This window comes from Mesorhizobium sp. M0016, from assembly GCF_040324035.1.
Classification (GTDB): domain Bacteria; phylum Pseudomonadota; class Alphaproteobacteria; order Rhizobiales; family Rhizobiaceae; genus Mesorhizobium.
Window position 1 is genome coordinate 36374 of record NZ_JAMYVM010000006.1, and the last position, 19937, is coordinate 56310.

At 63.0% G+C, this 19937-nt stretch carries 19 protein-coding genes; 11 read left to right on the forward strand and 8 right to left on the reverse strand.

Annotation, left to right across the window (positions count from 1 at the left end; translation table 11 throughout):
• Positions 1-126 precede the first annotated feature (126 nt).
• Positions 127-3045: an Rne/Rng family ribonuclease gene (locus NKJ88_RS10955; protein WP_352444048.1), complete on the forward strand. Its 2919-nt coding sequence runs from the start codon at positions 127-129 to the stop codon at positions 3043-3045.
• A gap of 93 nt (positions 3046-3138) precedes the next feature.
• On the opposite strand, the gene NKJ88_RS10960 is transcribed toward NKJ88_RS10955, so the two are convergent.
• Positions 3139-4068, reverse strand: a complete 930-nt coding sequence (locus tag NKJ88_RS10960) for a glutaminase (protein WP_023667481.1) — start codon at positions 4066-4068, stop codon at positions 3139-3141.
• Positions 4069-4079: 11 nt separating this feature from the next.
• On the reverse strand, positions 4080-5228 hold the full coding sequence (locus NKJ88_RS10965) for a pyridoxal phosphate-dependent aminotransferase (protein WP_023805263.1): 1149 nt from the start codon (positions 5226-5228) through the stop codon (positions 4080-4082).
• Positions 5229-5372: 144 nt separating this feature from the next.
• Here NKJ88_RS10965 and NKJ88_RS10970 point away from each other — a divergent pair, with 144 nt between their 5' ends.
• The 6 genes from NKJ88_RS10970 (at position 5373) to aat (ending at position 10722) form a co-directional block, all read left to right on the forward strand.
• A complete protein-coding gene (locus NKJ88_RS10970) occupies positions 5373-6785 on the forward strand; it encodes a M48 family metalloprotease (protein WP_352444049.1) in 1413 nt (470 codons plus the stop codon).
• Between the two features lie 58 nt (positions 6786-6843).
• Positions 6844-7647, forward strand: a complete 804-nt coding sequence (locus NKJ88_RS10975; protein WP_023688382.1) for a DsbA family protein — start codon at positions 6844-6846, stop codon at positions 7645-7647.
• A gap of 150 nt (positions 7648-7797) precedes the next feature.
• On the forward strand, positions 7798-8232 hold the full coding sequence (gene aroQ / locus NKJ88_RS10980; protein ID WP_023667485.1) for a type II 3-dehydroquinate dehydratase: 435 nt from the start codon (positions 7798-7800) through the stop codon (positions 8230-8232).
• Positions 8233-8258: 26 nt separating this feature from the next.
• Positions 8259-8723 carry an acetyl-CoA carboxylase biotin carboxyl carrier protein gene (gene accB, locus NKJ88_RS10985; RefSeq protein ID WP_023681496.1) on the forward strand — a complete coding sequence of 155 codons (465 nt, stop codon included), beginning with the start codon at positions 8259-8261 and terminating at the stop codon, positions 8721-8723.
• Between the two features lie 10 nt (positions 8724-8733).
• Entirely contained in the window at positions 8734-10077 is a 1344-nt protein-coding gene (gene accC / locus NKJ88_RS10990) for an acetyl-CoA carboxylase biotin carboxylase subunit (RefSeq protein WP_023681497.1), read from the forward strand.
• Between the two features lie 27 nt (positions 10078-10104).
• Positions 10105-10722, forward strand: a complete 618-nt coding sequence (gene aat / locus NKJ88_RS10995) for a leucyl/phenylalanyl-tRNA--protein transferase (protein WP_023681498.1) — start codon at positions 10105-10107, stop codon at positions 10720-10722.
• Between the two features lie 42 nt (positions 10723-10764).
• On the opposite strand, the gene NKJ88_RS11000 is transcribed toward aat, so the two are convergent.
• The 3 genes from NKJ88_RS11000 to NKJ88_RS11010 all read right to left on the reverse strand — a co-directional run bounded on the left by NKJ88_RS11000 (position 10765) and on the right by NKJ88_RS11010 (position 12290).
• Positions 10765-11148, reverse strand: a complete 384-nt coding sequence (locus NKJ88_RS11000) for a hypothetical protein (RefSeq protein WP_023667489.1) — start codon at positions 11146-11148, stop codon at positions 10765-10767.
• 75 nt (positions 11149-11223) lie between these two features.
• On the reverse strand, positions 11224-11775 hold the full coding sequence (locus tag NKJ88_RS11005) for a DUF2155 domain-containing protein (protein ID WP_023667490.1): 552 nt from the start codon (positions 11773-11775) through the stop codon (positions 11224-11226).
• 116 nt (positions 11776-11891) lie between these two features.
• A complete protein-coding gene (locus NKJ88_RS11010; protein ID WP_023667491.1) occupies positions 11892-12290 on the reverse strand; it encodes an NADH:ubiquinone oxidoreductase subunit NDUFA12 in 399 nt (132 codons plus the stop codon).
• A gap of 325 nt (positions 12291-12615) precedes the next feature.
• Between NKJ88_RS11010 and panB the strand changes: the two genes are divergently transcribed.
• The 4 genes from panB (at position 12616) to NKJ88_RS11030 (ending at position 17283) form a co-directional block, all read left to right on the forward strand.
• Positions 12616-13446 (forward strand): 3-methyl-2-oxobutanoate hydroxymethyltransferase, encoded by an 831-nt coding sequence (panB, locus tag NKJ88_RS11015; protein ID WP_352444050.1) that lies wholly within the window; start codon positions 12616-12618, stop codon positions 13444-13446.
• A gap of 11 nt (positions 13447-13457) precedes the next feature.
• On the forward strand, positions 13458-14315 hold the full coding sequence (gene panC, locus NKJ88_RS11020) for a pantoate--beta-alanine ligase (protein ID WP_352444150.1): 858 nt from the start codon (positions 13458-13460) through the stop codon (positions 14313-14315).
• A 185-nt stretch (positions 14316-14500) separates the two neighbouring features.
• Positions 14501-15700: a helix-turn-helix transcriptional regulator gene (locus NKJ88_RS11025; protein ID WP_352444051.1), complete on the forward strand. Its 1200-nt coding sequence runs from the start codon at positions 14501-14503 to the stop codon at positions 15698-15700.
• Between the two features lie 182 nt (positions 15701-15882).
• Positions 15883-17283 (forward strand): ArnT family glycosyltransferase, encoded by a 1401-nt coding sequence (locus NKJ88_RS11030; protein WP_352444052.1) that lies wholly within the window; start codon positions 15883-15885, stop codon positions 17281-17283.
• A 16-nt stretch (positions 17284-17299) separates the two neighbouring features.
• Here NKJ88_RS11030 and NKJ88_RS11035 read toward each other — a convergent pair whose 3' ends face one another.
• The 3 genes from NKJ88_RS11035 to NKJ88_RS11045 all read right to left on the reverse strand — a co-directional run bounded on the left by NKJ88_RS11035 (position 17300) and on the right by NKJ88_RS11045 (position 19915).
• On the reverse strand, positions 17300-17788 hold the full coding sequence (locus NKJ88_RS11035; RefSeq protein WP_023702477.1) for a GNAT family N-acetyltransferase: 489 nt from the start codon (positions 17786-17788) through the stop codon (positions 17300-17302).
• 1 nt (position 17789) lies between these two features.
• On the reverse strand, positions 17790-19289 hold the full coding sequence (gene gatB, locus NKJ88_RS11040) for an Asp-tRNA(Asn)/Glu-tRNA(Gln) amidotransferase subunit GatB (protein WP_023715796.1): 1500 nt from the start codon (positions 19287-19289) through the stop codon (positions 17790-17792).
• 194 nt (positions 19290-19483) lie between these two features.
• A complete protein-coding gene (locus tag NKJ88_RS11045) occupies positions 19484-19915 on the reverse strand; it encodes a CBS domain-containing protein (RefSeq protein ID WP_023667498.1) in 432 nt (143 codons plus the stop codon).
• Between the last annotated feature and the right edge of the window lie 22 nt (positions 19916-19937).

The window sequence follows — 19937 nt, forward strand, 5'->3', positions numbered from 1 at the left end:
GCACCGCCATGGCGCTCAAGCGGCGTCCGGCGGACATTCAGACATCCGGCACCCACATCCCAGACACGCAGCAGCGGGCTTTGCCTCGCAAGCTGCGGCTGACGGCTGCCGGGAGGAAACGAAATAATGCCCAACAAAATGCTGATAGACGCCTCCCACCCGGAGGAAACACGCGTTGTCGTTATCCGCGGTAACCGTATTGAAGAATTCGACTTTGAATCTCAGGACAAGAAGCAGCTCAAAGGAAACATCTATCTCGCCCGCGTAACGCGCGTCGAACCTTCCCTTCAGGCAGCCTTTGTCGAATATGGCGGCAACCGTCACGGTTTCCTCGCCTTCAGTGAAATTCACCCCGACTATTACCAGATCCCGGTCGCCGATCGTCAGGCTTTGCTGCGCGCTGAAGCGCAGGAAGCCGAGGACGAGGAGAACGAGGACAATGACGGCGACGACCGCCAGAGCCGCGATCGCGGCCGGCGCGGCCGCCGGCGCGGCGGCAAGGGTCGTGAGCGAGGCGAACACAAGCGCGACGCCGGCGCCGATGATGAAAACGGCGAACATGGCGATGCCGGCAGCGATGCCGTCTCCGAAGAGCCTGCTTCCGAGCATGCCGCGGCCGATACCGCCGGGCATGACGATCATGCCGGGCATGGCGACAGCGAAGCCTCCGACGCCGAGACATCCAGGAGCGAACCGTCGGAAGGCCGCCCGACATCGATCGCGGCAAGCGTCGAAGCGGATGTGATCTCCGAAGCTGTCCCTGCGGCGGAGCCGGGTGACGAAAGGTCGTCCAGCGAGGCAAGCGGCGAAGCCACCTCCGGGGACAATGACCGCGGCATGCTGGAAGAGGTGCAGTCCTCGCATCCGGACGACCACGAGATCGAATCCGTAGGCGCCGAGGATGCGCTGGAAGAGGTGCGCAGCCGCCGCAAGCCGGTGCGCCGCCAGTACAAGATTCAGGAAGTCATCAAGCGCCGGCAGATTCTACTGGTCCAGGTGGTCAAGGAGGAGCGCGGCAACAAGGGCGCGGCGCTCACCACCTATCTGTCGCTTGCCGGCCGCTATTCGGTGCTGATGCCCAACACCGCACGCGGCGGCGGCATTTCGCGCAAGATCACCAGTGCCGTCGACCGCAAGCGCCTTAAGGAGGTCGTTGCCGATCTCGAAGTGCCGCAGGGGATGGGCGTCATCCTGCGCACCGCCGGCGAAAGCCGCACCAAGGCGGAAATCAAGCGCGACTACGAATATCTGATGCGGCTTTGGGAAAACGTCCGCAATCTGACGCTGCAATCCACCGCCCCTGCCCTCGTCTATGAGGAAGGCAGCCTGATCAAGCGCTCGGTGCGCGACCTCTACAACAAGGATATCGACGAGATTCTTGTCTCCGGCGAGGAAGGCTATCGCGAGGCCAAGGATTTCATGCGCATGCTGATGCCGAGCCACGCCAAGGTGGTTCAGCCGTTCCGCGACACGACGCCGATCTTCGTGCGCAACGGCATCGAGGCGCAGCTCGACCGCATGCTGCAGCCGCAGGTGACGCTGAAGAGCGGCGGCTACATCATCATCAACCAGACCGAGGCGCTGGTCGCCATCGACGTCAATTCGGGCCGCTCCACCAAGGAGCACTCGATCGAGGACACCGCTCTCCACACCAACCTTGAAGCGGCGGAAGAAGTCGCCAGGCAATTGAGGCTGCGCGATCTCGCCGGCCTGATCGTCATCGACTTCATCGACATGGAGGAGAACCGCAACAACCGCTCCGTCGAGAAGCGGCTGAAGGATCACCTCAAGAACGACCGAGCCCGCATCCAGGTCGGCCGCATCTCGCATTTCGGCCTGATGGAGATGTCTCGCCAGCGCATCCGCGCCAGCGTGCTGGAATCGACCATGAAGCCCTGCCCGCATTGCGGCGGCACCGGCCATGTGCGCTCCGATTCGTCGGTGGCGCTGATGGTGGTGCGGGCGATCGAGGAATTCCTGCTCAAGGATTCGCGCAGCCACATCACGGTGCGGACCCCGGCGGCGACCGCTCTCTATGTGCTCAACCACAAGCGCGGCACGCTGGTGGAACTCGAAAGCCGCTTTGGCCTGACCATCACCGTCGAGGCCGATGATACGGTCGGTGTGCAGCACTACGCGATCTTCCGCGGCGCCATTGCCGAAAAGCCGGAAGGCTTTGTCGAAGCGCGAACCTTCCCGGCCTATGTCGAGCCGGAAGAGCCCGAGGACGAGATCGTCATCGAGGAGGAAGACGACGAGGTTGTGGTACAGGCAGAGCAGCCGCGTCAGGCGCAGCCGCAGTCGCAGCAGCAGCAGCCGAGATCGGCTGAGGACGGCGAAGGCCGCGATCGCAAGCGTCGCAAGCGCCGCAGGCGGCGCGGCGGCAAGGATCGCGAACGCGAACATGGCGATCGCGAGCATGGCGCCGAAGGTGCTTCGGTTTCGGCGGCAAGCGACGACTTTGCCGCTGAACCAGGCGATGACGATGCAACACAGCAAGACGAAGCCCAGGTTGGCGCCGTCGAAACGGTGGAAGCATCAGATGACGCCCAGGGCAAGAAGCGCCGTCGCGGCAAGCGCGGCGGCAAGCGCAATCGTCGCGAAGACGGCACGGAGACCGAAGCCGGCGAAACCGCCTCGGTGGCCGAGGCCGCTGAAGTCGGAACGGCCGCAAGCGAGCCCGTAGCAGCCGTAGCGGTTGAAGAAGCAGCGGCTCCCGCCGCGGCGAACGACGACGCTCCAGCCGAAAAGCCGAAGAAGAAGCGCGCTTCAAGGGCAAAGAAGGCTGTGGTGGAAGTCGCCGATGAGACGGCGGCCGAGGCTGCACCGGAAGCTGCCGTCGAAGCTGCCGCCCCCGCTGCGGCCGATGCCGCCACGGAAACGACCGTCGACGACGAGCCCGCCAAGGCTCGCCCGTCACGGCGCAAAGCCGTGGCCGCGGATACCTCCGCGGTGCCGGTGGTTTCCTCCAGCGTTGCCGACGAGGCAAAGGCCGAGGAAAAGCCGAAGCGCGCCGGCTGGTGGCAGCGGAAGGGCTTTTTCTAAGCTATTCAGCCGATTAAGATAGGTTCCTGACAAAAATCCCGCGCCCTTCAAACCACGGCGCGGGATTTTTGCATGCGCGAATGACGGAAGGCGTCAGGGGGCGAAAATCGACCAGTTCATCATCCTGGCCAGTTTTTCCAAGGCGATCGACCCCAGCTTGGAATTGCCGTTGGCGTTCAAGCCCGGCGACCATACGGCGAGCGAAGCAACACCCGGCACGATCCCCAATATGCCACCGCCGACGCCGCTTTTGCCGGGAATGCCGACACGGAAGGCGAAATCGCCGGAACCGTCATAGTGGCCGCAGGTCAGCATCATGGCGCCGATGCGCCGCGCCCGCTCGGCAGACACCACGGAGTGCCCGGTTGCCGGGTTTCTGCCGCCATTGGCGAGGAAGCGGCCGGCCAGCGCCAATTGCCGGCAGCTCATGGCGATGGCGCAATGGTGGAAGTACACGCCCAGCGCCAGCTCCGGTGCATGGTTGAGATTGCCGAAGGATTTCATGTAGTTGGCAAGCGCGAAGTTGCGATAGCCGGTGGCGCGTTCGGAAGCCGCGACCTCGCGGTCGATGATGATGGTTTCGTCATCGGCAAGGAACTGGATGAAGCGCAGGATTTCGCCGATCGCCTCGCGCGGCTGGTGGCCGGCAAGCAGTATGTCGGACACGACGATGGCGCCGGCATTGATGAACGGATTGCGCGGAATGCCGTTCTCATGCTCGAGTTGCACGATCGAGTTGAACGGATTGCCCGACGGCTCGCGTCCGACACGCTGCCACAGCGCGTCGCCGACATTGCCGAGCGCCAACGTAAGCGTAAACACCTTGGAGATGGACTGGATCGAAAACGCCTGGTCGGCGTCGCCGGCGACCAGCACGCGGCCGTCATTGGTCACGGCGGCAATGCCGAATTTCTTCGGATCGACCTTGCCGAGCTGCGGAATGTAGGTGGCGACGTCACCGCGATCGGTGCGCTCGGCCATCTCGGCGGCGACATCGGCCAGCGCTTGTTCAAGATCCGGCATGCTCGTCCCCGCTATTTCAGCCAGCGCTCGATGCGCGCCATCGCCTCGACCATGTCGTCATGGCTGCCGGCATAGGAAAAGCGCATCGTGCGGTGGCCCTGAAGTGGATCGAAATCGCGGCCGGGCGTAGCCGCCACATGCGCCTCGGCCAGCATCTTGCGCGCAAAGGCCATGCTGTCATTGGTATGCCGGGTAACATCGCAGAAAGCGTAGAAGGCGCCGTCCATCGGCGCCGCCAAGGGAAATCCGAGTTCCGGCAGGCGCCGCATCAACAGCTCGCGGTTCCAGGCGTAGCGCGCCTTTACCGCTTCCAGCTCTTGCGTCGCCTTGAAGGCTTCGATCGCCGCGATCTGCGACAGTTCCGGCGGCGAGATGTAGAGGCTCTGGGCGATGCGCTCGATCGGCCTCACCAGAGCTTCCGGCAGCACCATCCAGCCAATGCGCCAGCCGGTCATGCAATAATATTTCGAGAAGGAATTGATCACCGTCACGCCTGAGCCATGGGCCAGCGCAGTGGTGTCGGGCGCGGCATAGGCCAGCCGATGATAGATTTCGTCCGATATCACCGCGATGCCGAGTTCTTCGGCTGTCCTCACCAGTGCGGACAACTCGTCGACGGGAATGACCGCACCTGTCGGATTGGCCGGGCTGGCGAACAACACGCCCTTCAGCGGTTTTTCCTGGTGCGCCGATTTCAAATGCTCGGCGTGCAGGTAGGCGTCCGTGCCGAGCTCGATCTCGACGATCTCGATGCCGAGCGCGGCCATGATGTTGCGGTAGGCCGGATAGCCGGGTGATGCGATGGCGACGCGGTCGCCGGGATCGAACATCGCCAGGAAGGCCAGATTGAAGGCGGCCGACGATCCCGTGGTCACGGCGATCCGGTTCGGCGAGACATCGATCCCGTAGTGGTCGCCATAATGCGCGGCGATCGCCTTGCGCAGATCCGCCAGACCGAGCGTGTCGGTATAGCCGATGCGTCCGATCCTCAGCGCATTTGCGGCTGCTTCCCTCGCGCCCACGGGCGCCGGATCGGATGGCTGGCCGACGGCCATGGAGACGACAGGCACGCCCGTCGCCTTCAGCCGGTTGGCTTCGGCCAGAATGTCCATGGCGTGAAACGGCTCGACTTCACCGCGGCGCGACAGCGAAACTACCATTTGACCTCCGTCCGGCCCGCCGCTCGAAGCCATGAACCGGCGGCAGCGCCGCACAAATGCCCGATTGATGTGAGGATCACAAGTTCGCCTAGTTTCGGTGCCGTGACTTTTCATCGTTCGCCCGCTCGTTTACCAGTGGACCTCATGCTGAGCCGACCCAAATCGACGATGTCCAAATCTTCCATCGGGAAGACAGCGCGCGGCTTCGCGACGCTTTTGCTTGCCGCCGCCGTCGCTGTCACCGGCTCGGTGACGGCCTTCGCGCAGGCGGTGCCGGTCGTGCGCGATGCCGAGATCGAGGCGCTGGTGCGCGACTATGCGCGGCCGATCTTCAAGGCGGCCGGTCTTGCCAATGACGGTGTCGATATCGTTCTGGTCAACGATCAGAGCTTCAACGCCTTCGTCACCGGGCGCCGGCTGTTCATCAACACCGGCGCGCTGATGCAGGCAGAAACGCCCAACGAGATCATCGGCGTCATCGCCCATGAGGCCGGCCACATCGCAGGCGGCCATCAGCAGAAATTGCGCGACCAGCTCGAGCGCGCCAAGACCATGGCCATCATCGCCACGCTGCTTGGCGCCGGCGCCATCGTTGCCGGCGCCACCACCAACAGCCGCGGCCTTGCCGGCGCCGGCATGGGTGTCGCCGCGGGCGGCGGCGAGATGGCGCAGCGCAGCATTCTTGCCTACCAGCGCACCGAAGAGTCGACCGCCGACCGCTCTGCCATCACCTATCTCAATGCCACCGGCCAGTCCGGCATGGGCATGCTGAAGACCTTCGCCCGCTTCCAGAGCGCGCTGTCGCTTTCCGGCACGCAGGTCGATCCCTACCGCATCAGCCACCCGATGCCGCAGGAGCGCATCGCCAATCTCGAAGTGCTGGTCAAGCAGAGCCCTAACGTCGACAAGGTCGATCCCCCGGCACTGCAGCAGCGGCACGACATGATGCGCATCAAGATCGCCGCCTATATGGGCGGCCAGGCCGCCGCCATGCGGCTGATCCGCAAGGCCCCAGGCAGCCTCGCCTCGCGCTATGGCGAAGCGCAGATGGCCTATCTCTACGGCAATCTGGGTGCAGCACTGACCAAGGCCAATGCATTGATCAAGGAACAGCCGAAGAACCCCTATTTCCAGGAAATGCGCGGCGACATCCTGATGAAGGCCAACAAGCCCAAGGACGCCGCGGACGCCTATGCCAAGGCGGTCAGCCTCGATCCGGTGAGGTCGGGCCTGTTGCCCGTTTCTCTCGGCCAGGCGCTGATGGCCATCGGCACGCCCGACTCGCTGAAGAAGGCGGTGGTGCAGATCAACAACGGTCTCGGGCGCGACAAGGAAAACACGGTCGGATACCGCTATCTCGCCCAGGCCTATGGCGAGCTTGGCAACATTCCGGCGGCGGAACTCGCCACCGCCGAGGGCCACTTTTATTCCGGCGATTACACGAATGCGAAAATTTTCGCCATGCGCGCGCAAAAGGACTTGAAGCGTGGCGAACCCGGCTGGATTCGGGCGCAGGACATCATAAACTACAACCCTTCAGGCAAACTCAAGAAATGAACCTTCCGGTCGCCCGCGGCGACTAGGATAGACCGGAACCGGTAAAGAGGATGAGACGATGAACAAGGCAATATTGCTCGGCACGACGGGAATGGCGGCTGCTCTTGCCATGCTGGCTTTCGGGTTCGTCGCCGGCAGTCCGCAGGTGGCCAAGGCCGGCACGGCGCAGACCGTGCAGACCGCCTCTTCCGACACCAAGATCGATCGCACCGAGGTCGAGGGCATCATCCGCGACTATCTCCTGAAGAACCCCGAAGTGCTGCTCGAAGTGCAGGAGGCGCTCGAGGCCAAGCAGAAGGAAGAGCAGCGCATAGCCAGCCTCGGCGTCATCGAGAAGGCCAAGTCCGAGATTTTCAACTCGACCTTCGACGGCGTCGTCGGCAATCCGAAGGGCAAGGTCACCATCGTCGAATTCTACGACTACAATTGCGGCTTCTGCAAACGCGCCATCGACGACATGCAGGCTCTGACAAAGGCCGATCCGGAGCTGCGCTTCGTGCTCAAGGAATTCCCGATCCTCGGGCCGGATTCGCAAAAGGCCAGCGTCGTCTCGATGGCTTTCCACCTCATGCATCCGGAGAAATACGGCGAGTTCCACAACGCCCTGCTCGGCGGCCAGGGCCGCGCCACCGAGGCGGCGGCCATCAAGGTTGCGCTGTCGCTAGGCGCCGATGAGGCGAAATTGCGCGAGAAGATGAAGGACCCGACCATCACCGAGGCCTTCTCAAAGACCTTCGACCTCGCCAACAAGCTGGCCATCACCGGAACGCCGTCCTACGTGGTCGGCAATGAAGTGGTGTTCGGGGCGCTCGGCCAGGAAGTGCTGGCTGAAAAGATCGAGGCGGCGAAAGCCGCGCTCTGATCTTGCACGCGAGCCTATTTCTCACGGGCACATTTCCGCCTGTTGTGGACAGTGAAAGATCGCACTTGTGCTCTTTCCGCGGGCAGCTATGCCCATTATAGAAGGCCCTGCGCGCCGGCTTGAGGCCGGCGTCGGAAAAGGTCGGCATTTTTGAAAACGATTTTCGTCCTGAACGGCCCCAACCTGAACGCGCTCGGCAAGCGCGAGCCGGGCATCTATGGCGGCAAGACGCTTGCCGCGATCGCCGACGACTGCAAGCAGGCGGGCGCCGCGCTTGGCCTCGAGATTGATTTTCGCCAGTCGAACCATGAGGGCGACCTCGTCGACTGGATCCAGGAAGCCGGCGACAAGGCAGCCGGCATCGTCATCAATCCGGGTGCCTACAGCCACACCTCGATTGCCATTCACGACGCCATCCGCGCTGTCGCGCCGCTGCCCGTCGCCGAAGTTCACCTCTCCAACATCCACGCGCGGGAACCATTCCGCCACGTCTCCATGGTCGCGCCGGTCGCTGTCGGCATGATCTGCGGGTTCGGGCCGCTTGGCTACTCGCTGGCGCTGCAGGCGCTGGCGGCACGCCTATGACCGGCCCACAAACAGAAGGCTCGAAAATGTCGATAAAGAAGACCGGTGTTGACCAGCAACTGATCCGCGATCTCGCGGGCATACTGAACGACACCAATCTCACCGAGATCGAAGTCGAGCTCGGCGACCTGAAGGTGCGCGTGTCGCGCCAGGCGCCGGCCGTCCACGCCATCGCCGCCCCGCAGGCCGGTTATGCTCCGGCAGCGCAGCAGCCCGCGGCGGGCGCGGCTGCCGCACCAGCAGTGGCCGACCCGTCCAAGAACGCGGTCCCCTCGCCGATGGTCGGCACCGCCTATCTCGCGCCCTCGCCCGACGCCAAGGCCTTCATCGAAGTCGGCCAGAAGGTCAAGGAAGGCCAGACGCTGCTGATCATCGAAGCGATGAAGACGATGAACCAGATCCCTTCGCCGCGCGCCGGCACGGTGACGGCGATCCTGTTCGAGGACGGCCAGCCGGTCGAGTACGGCATGCCGCTCGTCGTGATCGAGTAGAGCGGGCCAGATGTTCCAGAAGATCCTCATCGCCAACCGCGGCGAAATCGCGCTTCGGGTGCTGCGCGCCTGCAAGGAACTCGGCATCCAGACCGTGGTCGTGCATTCGACCGCCGACGCTGACGCCATGCATGTCAGGCTCGCCGACGAAAGCGTGTGCATCGGTCCGCCGCCGTCGCGCGACAGCTATCTCAACATCCACCAGATCGTCGCAGCCTGCGAGATCACAGGCGCCGATGCCGTGCATCCGGGCTATGGCTTCCTGTCGGAAAACGCCAAGTTCGCCGACATTCTCGCCGCCCACAACATCACCTTCATCGGCCCGTCGGGCGACCACATCCGCATCATGGGCGACAAGATCGAGGCCAAGCGCACCGCAAAGCGGCTCGGCATTCCGGTTGTGCCGGGCTCCGACGGCGCCGTCACCGATCAAAAGGAAGCCAGGCGCATTGCCGCCGAGATCGGCTATCCCGTGATCATCAAGGCATCGGCAGGCGGTGGCGGGCGCGGTATGAAGGTCGCCCTTACCGAGGCTGACCTTGAGATCGCCTTGCAGACAGCGAGCACGGAAGCGGGAGCCGCCTTCGGCGACGATGCCGTCTACATCGAGAAATACTTGGAAAAGCCGCGCCACATCGAGGTGCAGGTATTCGGCGACGGCGCCGGCCGCGGCGTGCATTTCGGCGAGCGCGACTGTTCGCTGCAACGCCGCCACCAGAAAGTCTGGGAAGAGGCGCCCTCGCCGGCCCTCAACGCCGAGGAGCGCGCCCGCATCGGCAATATCTGTGCCAAGGCCATCGCCGACCTCGGCTACTCCGGCGCAGGCACCATCGAATTCCTGTACGAGAATGGCGAGTTCTACTTCATCGAGATGAACACGCGTCTGCAGGTCGAGCATCCGGTGACGGAAGCGATTACCGGCATCGATCTCGTGCACGAACAGATCCGCGTCGCCTCCGGCGGCGGGCTTTCAGTGCGCCAGGAGGACATAAAGTTCAACGGCCACGCCATCGAATGCCGCATCAATGCCGAGGATCCGCGTACCTTCACGCCTTCGCCCGGCACGATCACGCATTTCCACACGCCTGGCGGTCTCGGCATTCGCGTCGATTCCGGTGTCTATTCCGGCTACAAGATCCCGCCCTATTATGACAGCCTGATCGGCAAGCTGATCGTGCACGGCCGCAACCGCGTCGAATGCATGATGCGGCTGCGCCGGGCGCTCGACGAATTCGTCGTAGACGGCATCAAAACGACGCTGCCGCTGTTTCGCGACCTGGTCGGCAATGCCGATATCGCCAATGGCGACTACGACATCCACTGGCTGGAAAAGTATCTGGCCAAAGAGGAATAGCGCCCGAATTGCCGCTATGATGCCGCGATGACCCGCCCTTACGCACCCGGCTATCGCATTCCGACCGACCTCTTGCTCAAGGCCTATGCCTCGGGCGTCTTCCCGATGGCGGAGAGCGCTTCCGACCCGGAAGTGTTCTGGGTGCGGCCGGAGACGCGCGGCATCATCCCGCTCGACGGCTTCCACACGCCGAAGAGCCTGCGGAAGACGATCCGCAAGCACCCGTTCGACATCCGCTTCGATTTCGATTTCGAGGCGACGATCGACGGCTGCGCCGAAAAGCGCGAGGAGCGCCGCTCGACCTGGATCAACGCGCCGATCCGCGAAGCCTATATCGAGCTGCACCGTCTTGGGCACTGCCATTCGGTCGAGGCATGGCGCGAGGAACGGCTGGTCGGCGGCCTCTATGGCGTCTCGCTCGGTCGCGTGTTCTTCGGCGAAAGCATGTTCGCCCGGGAAACCGACGCGTCCAAGACCTGCCTGTATCATCTGGTCGAGCGGCTGAAGGCGCGCGGCTTTGCCCTGCTCGACACGCAATTCACCACCGAGCATCTCAAACGCTTCGGCGCGGTCGACGTGCCGCGCGTCAAATACGAGAAGATGTTGGCCGACGCGCTGAAGGGCGAAGCCGTTTTTTATCCCTGACCGGAGACCGAGCGGCCGAGCCGGCTCGACCGGTGAAAGGGGTCAGCCCTTCGCGGTTTCCATCGGCGTCTGCGAATGGAACATCATCTTCCAGCCGTTGACACGATGAACATAGCCGGTGCTGACCAACGCGGCGTAGGGCTCGCCGTTTTCTCGTGTCGCATGAGCCTCATAGGTCAGCATGATAATGTCGCTGCCGGGCTCGATGATACCCTTGAGGTCGATCTGAAGGTCGCGCCAGCGGTTGGGCTTGGTCGCGGTCTTGGCCAGATCGGCATTGTCCATTGCCTGTGCCATCTCAGGAAATGCTACCAGGCATTCTGTGTCGACATTGGCGGCGTAGTAAGCTTCGTCGCCCGTCCAGAACCCCTTTTCGAGTTCGAGCAGGTCGTCTTTGCTGGCCGTGATCCGTTTGCTGTCCGACATCAGAATATCCTCCAAGCGCGCAAATGCGCGGTCGTCCATGGCCCAACGCATGGTGGCCATGACGGTTCCGGAGGATCAGTTGGTGTTGGTCGCGTCAGGCTCCGTGGGGTCCGGCTGTTCGGCGGCCGGAGCAGCGGCGGGCTTTGGCTTGGACGTGTCGACCTTGGGCGTCTCGGCATTGGCCGCGTCGGGCGGCGGCACATCCGACTTCTGCTTGCAGCCCTTTAGCCAGACGTCATAGACGGCGTGCTCGACGGCGTTTAGGCCGGGGCTCTCGGCGAACATCCAGCCGGTGAAGATGCGGCGGATCTTGCGGTCGAGCGTGATTTCGTCGACTTCGACGAAGGAATCGGTCTTCGGCTCTTCATTCTCCGGCCGCGAATAGCAGATGCGCGGCGTCACCTGCAAAGCGCCGAACTGCACGGTTTCGTCGATGTAGACATCGAAGGTGATGATACGGCCGGTGATCTTGTCGATGCCGGCAAATTCGGCGACCGGATTGGTGATGCGATCGGAGATTGCGGGTGCTGCCGCAGGCGCCTGCGCCGCGGCAAACGCTGTCGGGAACATGGCGATAGCGCCAATTGCCGCCAGTCCGGCCATCGATGTCAGGCTGAAAATGTTCATGCGGAGATACCGGTGGTTTGGGCCCGGGTGATTCTGTTCACGCCCAAGGCTATTCGCCGTTGTCATATCAGCAAGCAGCTAAACGCCAATTGTGGCGACAAAGGACCGGCCGGCGGTCAAGAACCAGGCGTCCACGCATCGTAGTCGCCCGTCACCTGCGGACGGTGCTGATTGGTGAGCACGGAACCCTTTGGGCGATAAGCCGCCGGTGTTCCCGTGAGGTTCGGCTCATGCGCCTTTTCCCATTCGCGCGGCCGATAGTCATCGCTTGGCGGCGCCACATCGACGCGGTGATGCATCCAGCCGTGCCAGCCCGGGGGGATCGCCGACGCCTCCGAATAATTGGCGTAGATGACCCAGCGGCGGGTGCGGCCTTCCGAATCGACGCCGCCTTCGTAGTAGACGTTGCCGGCCCCATCCTGGCCGACCTTGTTGCCGTGGCGCCAGGTGTGAAAACGGGTTCCCAGCGTCTGGCGGTTCCACCAGGTGAAAAACTGCAGAAGGAAAGTTTTCATTCAGATCCTCGCGGGCGCGCGGCGGTGGCTGTTCCCTGCTTATGGCGTCAGGCCTTGGCGAAGGCAAGGGTTTTGCGGCGCCTGCGGCACTGACGGCATGCCGAAACGCTCGGTCATTGGCCGATCCATTTCGCACCTGCGAACCGACGCTTGCCAAGCCGGCTGCGTCTTCCTAAAGCTCTCATCGCCCGGCGCTGCCGCATGACCCCGAAAATCGAGATCGATTTTCGGAAAGGATCATGCGCAAACCAAAGTGCTACAGCGTCCTTTGCGCGTCCACGGGACGCGCGGCGCTGTAGTCAACGCCGGCTGCGGGAGGTGAGGAATGGCCCCAGCTGTCGCCAGGATCAGTGCGGAGACAATACGCGCCCGCAAGGGCGGCGTGCCGGTCGTATGCCTTACCGCTTACACCTATCCCGTCGCCCGCCTGCTCGACGATCATGTCGACCTTCTCCTGGTCGGCGACAGCGTTGCCATGGTGCTGCATGGCCACAAGACCACGCTCGGCGCCTCGCTGGAGATGATGATCGCCCATGGCCAGGCCGTGATGCGCGGTTCATCAAAGGCCTGCGTGGTGGTCGATATGCCGGCCGGCAGCTACGAGACTTCGGCCGCGCAAGCCCTTGCCTCGGCGCGCCGCATCTCTGAGGAAACCGGCTGCCAGGCGGTGAAGCTGGAAGGCGGCGTCGAAGTCGCCCTCCAGATCGCGGCAATCGTCGCGGCCGGCATTCCAGTGATGGGCCATATCGGCTTGCAGCCGCAATCGGTGGAAAAGGACGGTGGCTACAAGATCAAGGGCCGCACGCCGGAGAATGTTGCCGCGCTCATGCGCGACGCCGACGCGGTCGAGAAAGCCGGCGCGTTTTCGCTGGTCATCGAAGGCACGGTCGAGACCGTTGCCGCCGACCTCACCCGGCGCATTGCCATTCCAACCATCGGCATCGGCGCCAGCCGCGATTGCAACGGCCAGATCCTGGTCATCGACGACATGGTCGGCCTGACGGTCGACCGGGTGCCGAAATTCGTCAAGGAATACGCCGATTTGCGCAGCGTGGTCGCCAATGCCGCAGCGCGCTACGCAGCGGAGGTGCGCAGCCGCACCTTCCCCGGGCCGGGCCACGTCTTTTCAGCCGCAAGCGACAAGGACAAGGCATGAACCGGCCCCCCATCAGCCAGCCGCTCGTCGTCGACACCGTGCTCGGCCTTCGCGCGCAGATCCGCGAATGGCGGCGCGAAGGCCTGAGCGTCGCCATGGTGCCGACCATGGGCGCTTTGCATGACGGCCATATCTCGCTGGTCGGGGCCGCGCTCGCAACGGCCGATCGCTGCGTCGTCTCCATCTTCGTCAACCCGGCCCAGTTCGCCCCCACTGAAGATCTCGACAAGTATCCGCGGCAGCTGGCCCGCGATCTCGACCGGCTGACCGAGGCCGGCGCACAGCTTGCCTTCACCCCTACGGTTTCCGAAATGTATCCGGCAGGCTTTGCCACAAAAATTTCGGTGAGCGGCCCGTCTTCTGGCCTGGAATCGGATTTCAGGCCGACCTTCTTCGAGGGCGTCGCCACGGTCGTGGCCAAGCTCTTTCTGCAAGCCCTGCCCGACTACGCCATCTTCGGCGAAAAAGACTACCAGCAGCTTTGTGTCGTCCGAAAGCTCTGCCGCGATCTCGAACTTCCGGTGCACATCGTCGGCGCGCCCACCGTGCGCGATGCGCATGGCCTGGCAATGTCGTCGCGCAACGCCTATCTCGACGCCGCCGAACTCGACGTCGCGCGACAGCTCAATGTCATCTTGCGCCAGACGGCGGCAGCGCTCGCGGCCGGTGCCGATGAAAACGGCGTTACCGGTAAAGCCACTGCCGCGCTTCTCGAGGCAGGCTTCGACAGCGTCGACTACGTCGCCGCGCGCAAGAGCCTGACGCTCACCTCGTGGCGGCGTGACGGCGATGGCCGCCTGCTTGCCGCGGCGTGGCTTGGCAGAACCAGGTTGATCGACAATGTGGAAGTTTCCTCATTTATTCCCTGAAAAATTGCAATTCCGTTCACTTTGATTTGTATCGCAGAGCGGCCCGAGTGCTCTTAGACAACGGCTCATCAGGCACGTTCTGGCCAGCCCGTAAGCGCTCACAATACACCGAACGCCGCTGTGAGACGTTTCACAGACGTAACCAAGCCGGCTATGTTGTGTGCGACCTCAGGCGGAGACAATGTGTGACCTGCCACTACGCTGCAATCCTTACGAGGCTCTACGTGTCTGTCCAGGCCAACATATTCGGTCGCGCCCTGCCGCAGATCGTCGAAGCGATTTACGATTCGATTGCCGATGTCGGCCGTTGGCCATCGACGCTTGAATCAATCTGCAAATTGGCGCTCGGCCGGCTTGCCATGCTGGCGGTCGTCGATACGGCGAGAAACTCGGCCCGGTTTTCGACTTCCTGCGGCGATCCGGTCCTGCTTGAGCCGCTGCAGCGCGACTACGCCTGCGAGGTGCCCTTCTTCAAGGCGGTGCCGAAGATGGAAATCGACATGCCGTTCACCGTCGATAGCGTCTACGCCCTGCAAGGCCCTGACGCCCGCCAGAACTGGCTCGAAAGCCGCATCGTGCGCGAGTGGGTGGAACCCAACCGTCTCGACGATTTCTTCTGGGTGGCGCTGATGAAGCAGCCGGCGCGCACCGGCACGCTGATGGTGGTTACCGACAAGGACAGGCCCCAGATTTCAGCCAGGGATATCGACCTGATGTCCAGGCTCGCCCCCCATGTCCGGCGTGCGGTGACCATCGGCGACCTGTTCGAGGCCGAGCGGCGCAAGGCCGACATCTTTCGCTCGATCCTTGAGAGCCTCGACCATCCAGTGCTGATCGTTTCCGACGACATGCAGATCATTTTCGCCAATCCGGCAGCCGAAGCCCTGCTCACCGAAACCGCCTCAGTGTCCTCGGTGCGCGGCCAGCTGTCCTTCGCTTATGCCAACGCCAACACCGCCATCGGCCGCGCCGTCCAGCTCGGCACGCGCGACGAATTCGCGCTCGGACCGTCCGGCATCAACATTCCGCTGGTGAAGGCCATGTCTCCGGCGGTGGCGCATGTCATGCCTCTGGCGCGACGCGACATTTCGGCCCGCATATCGCCGCGCGCCGCCGCGGCCATTTTCATTGCCGCCGCCGGCGCCGCATCAGTGCCGGCGCTGGAAGCGATCGCTGCGCTGTTCGGACTGACCGCAGCGGAAAAGCGTGTCGCCGGCCATGTCGCCGCCGGGCTGACACGGCGTGAAATCGCGGCTGCCAGCGGCGTCTCGGACGGCACCGTCAAATCACAGCTGGCAACCATCTTCGACAAGACCGCCACCGGCGACCAGCGAGAGCTGGAACTCCTGATGCGCGAATTGACGCCGCCGCTGCGCTCGGCCTGAAGCCATACTCGGAGCCAATCGTCAAATTTTTCAACTATTTGCCGGTACGCAGGCGTAATCCACAATACCAAGCCGGCATCGTTGCAATTCGGCCCAAATCATGGTGCGGTTCTGCTTCGGTCCGGAGACGGTGCATCGTGCACGACCGGACGTGGAAACCATTTCCTGGGCGGTCCCCGAACTTGATACCGACACGAATTGAACGGCTGCTGCCTTACCTCTTCCTGCTGGCCCTGCTTTGCATCGCGCTCGCTTTCCGTCCGCTACTGCCGGTCGATGAGACGCGTTATCTCAGCGTCGCCTGGGAGATGTATCTCGGTGGACATGTCTTCGTACCGACGATGAACTTTGCGCCCTATCTGCAGAAGCCGCCGCTGTTGTTCTGGCTCATCGATCTCGTCTGGAACATCTTCGGTGTGAGCCGCGCGGCGGCGATGCTCGTCATCTTCGCCGCCTCGTCGCTGGTCATCTGGCTGACGACACTTCTGGCCAAAACCCTGTTTCCCGAGCGCCCGGACATCGCCAGTCGCATCCCCTGGCTGGTGGCCGGCAGCACCGTCTTTGTCATCTATTCGACCCTGATCCTGTTCGACATGCTTTTGACGGCTTGTGTGGTCGCCGCACTGCTGTCGTTGCTGGCCTTCGCCAGGACCGGCAACCGGTGGCAGGCGGTGCTGGCGGGTCTGTTTATCGGGCTCGGCGTGCTGGCCAAAGGCCCGGTCGTGCTCATTCACATCGGCGCGCCCGTCCTGCTCTATCCTCTCTGGCGTGACCGGCGAGCCGGCCTTGCCCCTTTGCAGTTCTTTGCCGGAGCCGGCCTGGCAATTCTCGCCGCCCTTGTCCCGGTCGCCATATGGCTGGCGCCCGCGACCATCCTGACCAAGGGCAGTTTCGTCTACGATCTCGTGTGGAACCAGTCGGCAGGTCGGGTTACCGGAAGCCTGCACAATTCGCATGGCCGGCCGTTTTACTTTTACCTGATGCTGTTGCCGCTCATGTTCGTGCCCTGGGCCTTTATCCCCCCGGTGTGGCGGCTGAAGCCGGCTGCCCGGATACGCAGCCTGATCGGCACGAAATCCCCGGATCTGCGTGCCCTGCGCCTGCTGTCGTTCTCGTTCATTGCGGTGCTGCTGGTCTTCAGCGCCATATCCGGCAAGCAGCCGCACTATGTCGTGCCGGCACTACCATTCGCGACCATTCTGCTGGGCTACTTCATGGCCGAGATTTCAGTCGCCAGGCTGAGGGCTACGGCCTTTGTCATGCTTGCCCTTTTCGCCATCGGCCACGCCGCCGCCTCGGCAACCGTGTTCAAACGCTACGATCTCACGCCGCTGGCGAGCTTCATCGACGAACGAAAGGACGCGGACTGGGCCGTCGCTTACGACTATCAGGGCGAGGTCGGTTTCCTTGGGCGAATAGAGAAGCCATTCGAGAACGCCGACAAGCCTGAGGAATGGCTCAAGTCTCATCCCGGCGGCTACGTCATCGAAAAGCAATCGAAAGATCCGGGCACACCCGAACAGATCGCCTTCCGGCAGCCGGTGGAACGCGGCTATCTGGTCGTGCTGAAGGGACAGCACTGAACGTTTCGTCGGACGCCTATCCCAGCGGCTTCTCGAAGATCAGCGCCGGCAACCCCGAACCGCCGCCGCAATCGGCGGTGCTGCCGACCGGCAAAAATCCCTTCGAACGGTAGAAGGCGATGGCCGGCACGTTGGCCTCTTCCACCTCGACGCGCAACCTGTTCGCCTCGGGAAAGCTGGCTTCGACCTCGTCCAGCAAGGCCTGGCCGATGCCTTGCCGCTGGCAGGCCGGCAGTACATAGAGCTGGTTCAGCAGCACGATCTTCGTATCCGTCGTTGCGGCGGCAAAAGCCATGCCGCCGATACGCTTGCCGTCATCGGCGACCAGGAATTCCGAGTTCGGCCTTGTCAGCCGCGCCTTGAGCGAGGCGATCGAATGCCAGTCGTCGGTAATTTCGGTCACCCGCTCGGCGCCATAGATCGTGTCGTACGTTGCGTGCCAGGTTTCGACCAGCAGCGCGCGGACGGCAGCAAGGTCACGTTCGCTGGCGGTGCGGACGAACATTCTATTCGATACCGAGCTTGGCCTTGACCAGATCGTTAACCGCTTGCGGGTTGGCCTTGCCGCCGGTGGCCTTCATCACCTGGCCGACGAACCAGCCGGCCATGGTCGGCTTGGCGCGAGCCTGCTCGACCTTGTCGGGGTTGGCGGCGATGACTTCGTCGACCGCCTTCTCGATGGCGCCGGTGTCGGTGACCTGCTTCATGCCGCGGCTTTCCACCAGCTGGCGCGGATCGCCGCCCTCGTTCCAAACAATCTCGAACAGATCCTTGGCGATCTTGCCGGAGATGGTGCCTTCCTTGATCAGGTCGATCACGGCACCGAGCTGCTCCGGTGTTACAGGAGCATTTTCAATGTCCTTGCCGGCCTTGTTAAGCTGGCCGAGCAGGTCATTGATGACCCAGTTGGCGGCAAGCTTGCCGTCGCGGCCCGAGGCCACCTGCTCGAAATAGTCGGCGATCGGCTTTTCCGACACCAGGATCGAGGCGTCGTAGGTCGACAGGCCAAGTGAAGAGATCAGGCGCGCCTTCTTGTCGTCGGGCAGTTCCGGCAACTCCTTGGCCAGCGCGTCGACATAGGCCTGATCGAATTCCAGCGGCAAAAGGTCGGGATCGGGGAAGTACCGGTAGTCATGCGCCTCTTCCTTGCTGCGCATCGAGCGCGTCTCGCCTTTGACGGCGTCGAACAGCCTGGTTTCCTGATCGATCTTGCCGCCATCCTCGAGGATGGCGATCTGGCGGCGCGCCTCGAACTCGATGGCCTGGCCGATGAAGCGGATCGAATTGACGTTCTTGATCTCACAGCGCGTACCGAATTCGCCGCCGGGCTTGCGAACGGAGACGTTGACGTCGGCGCGCATCGAGCCTTCGTCCATGTTGCCGTCGCAAGTGCCGAGATAGCGCACGATGGTGCGCAGCTTGGTGACATACGCCTTGGCCTCGTCGGCGGAGCGCATGTCCGGCTTGGAGACAATCTCCATCAGCGCCACGCCGGAGCGGTTGAGATCGACATAGGACATGGTCGGATGCTGGTCGTGCATCGACTTGCCGGCGTCCTGCTCCAGGTGCAGGCGCTCGATGCCGATCTCGATGTCCTCGAACTCGCCCTGCCGGTCGGGACCGACCGAAATGACGATCGTGCCTTCGCCAACGATCGGCTGCTTGAACTGCGATATCTGGTAGCCCTGCGGCAGGTCGGGATAGAAATAGTTTTTCCGGTCGAACACCGACTTGTGGTTGATCTGCGCCTTCAATCCGAGGCCGGTGCGGATCGCCTGCTTGACGCATTCCTCATTGATGACCGGCAGCATGCCGGGCATGGCCGCGTCGACGAGGCTGACATTGGCGTTGGGCGCCGCGCCGAAAGTCGTCGACGCCCCGGAAAACAGCTTTGCTTCCGAGGTCACCTGCGCATGAACCTCGAGGCCGATGATGATCTCCCAATCGCCGGTAGCGCCGGGAATAAAACGTTTGGCATCGGGCGTGCGGGTATCGATAAGGGTCATGGTGGCCTGCGCTTTTGGCTCGCGAAAACTGCGATTTTCGCGAATTTGGGTATCGGTCTTCGCTAGTGCAAACCGCTTCGCGAGACAAGCGCCCAAAGCAGCGGGCTGGCCTTTTCAGCCCCTTTCGGCCGCTCTACAACCAATAGAATGAACGCCGCCGGCCGGCATTCCCGGTCGGCGGTTTCTTCGTCAGGTCAGGCTGTTGCGATGTAGGCCCTGATCTCGTCGGCCTCGCGCTCGACATCCTCGATGCGGCGCTTGACCACGTCGCCGATCGACACGATACCGTCGAGCAGCCCATCCTTTTCCACCGGCAGATGGCGGAAACGGCCTTTGGTCATGATCTCCATCACCTCGTTGACCGTGTGGTTCTCGTTGCAGATCTTCACTTTCGGCGTCATCGCCGAGCGTACCGTTATATCAAGTGCGGCAGCGCCTTCCCTGGCAACGACCCGCACGATGTCACGCTCGGAAAGGATGCCGACGATCTTGCGATCGCCGTTGGTGATGACCAGTGCACCGATCTTGTGGTCGGCCAGGATTCGAATGGCTTCGCTGAGCTTTACATTCGGCCCGAGCGTGAACACGTCATGGCCTTTTCTCTCGAGAATTGCCTTAACCGTCATGGCGTCCTCCTCCTCCTGCTTG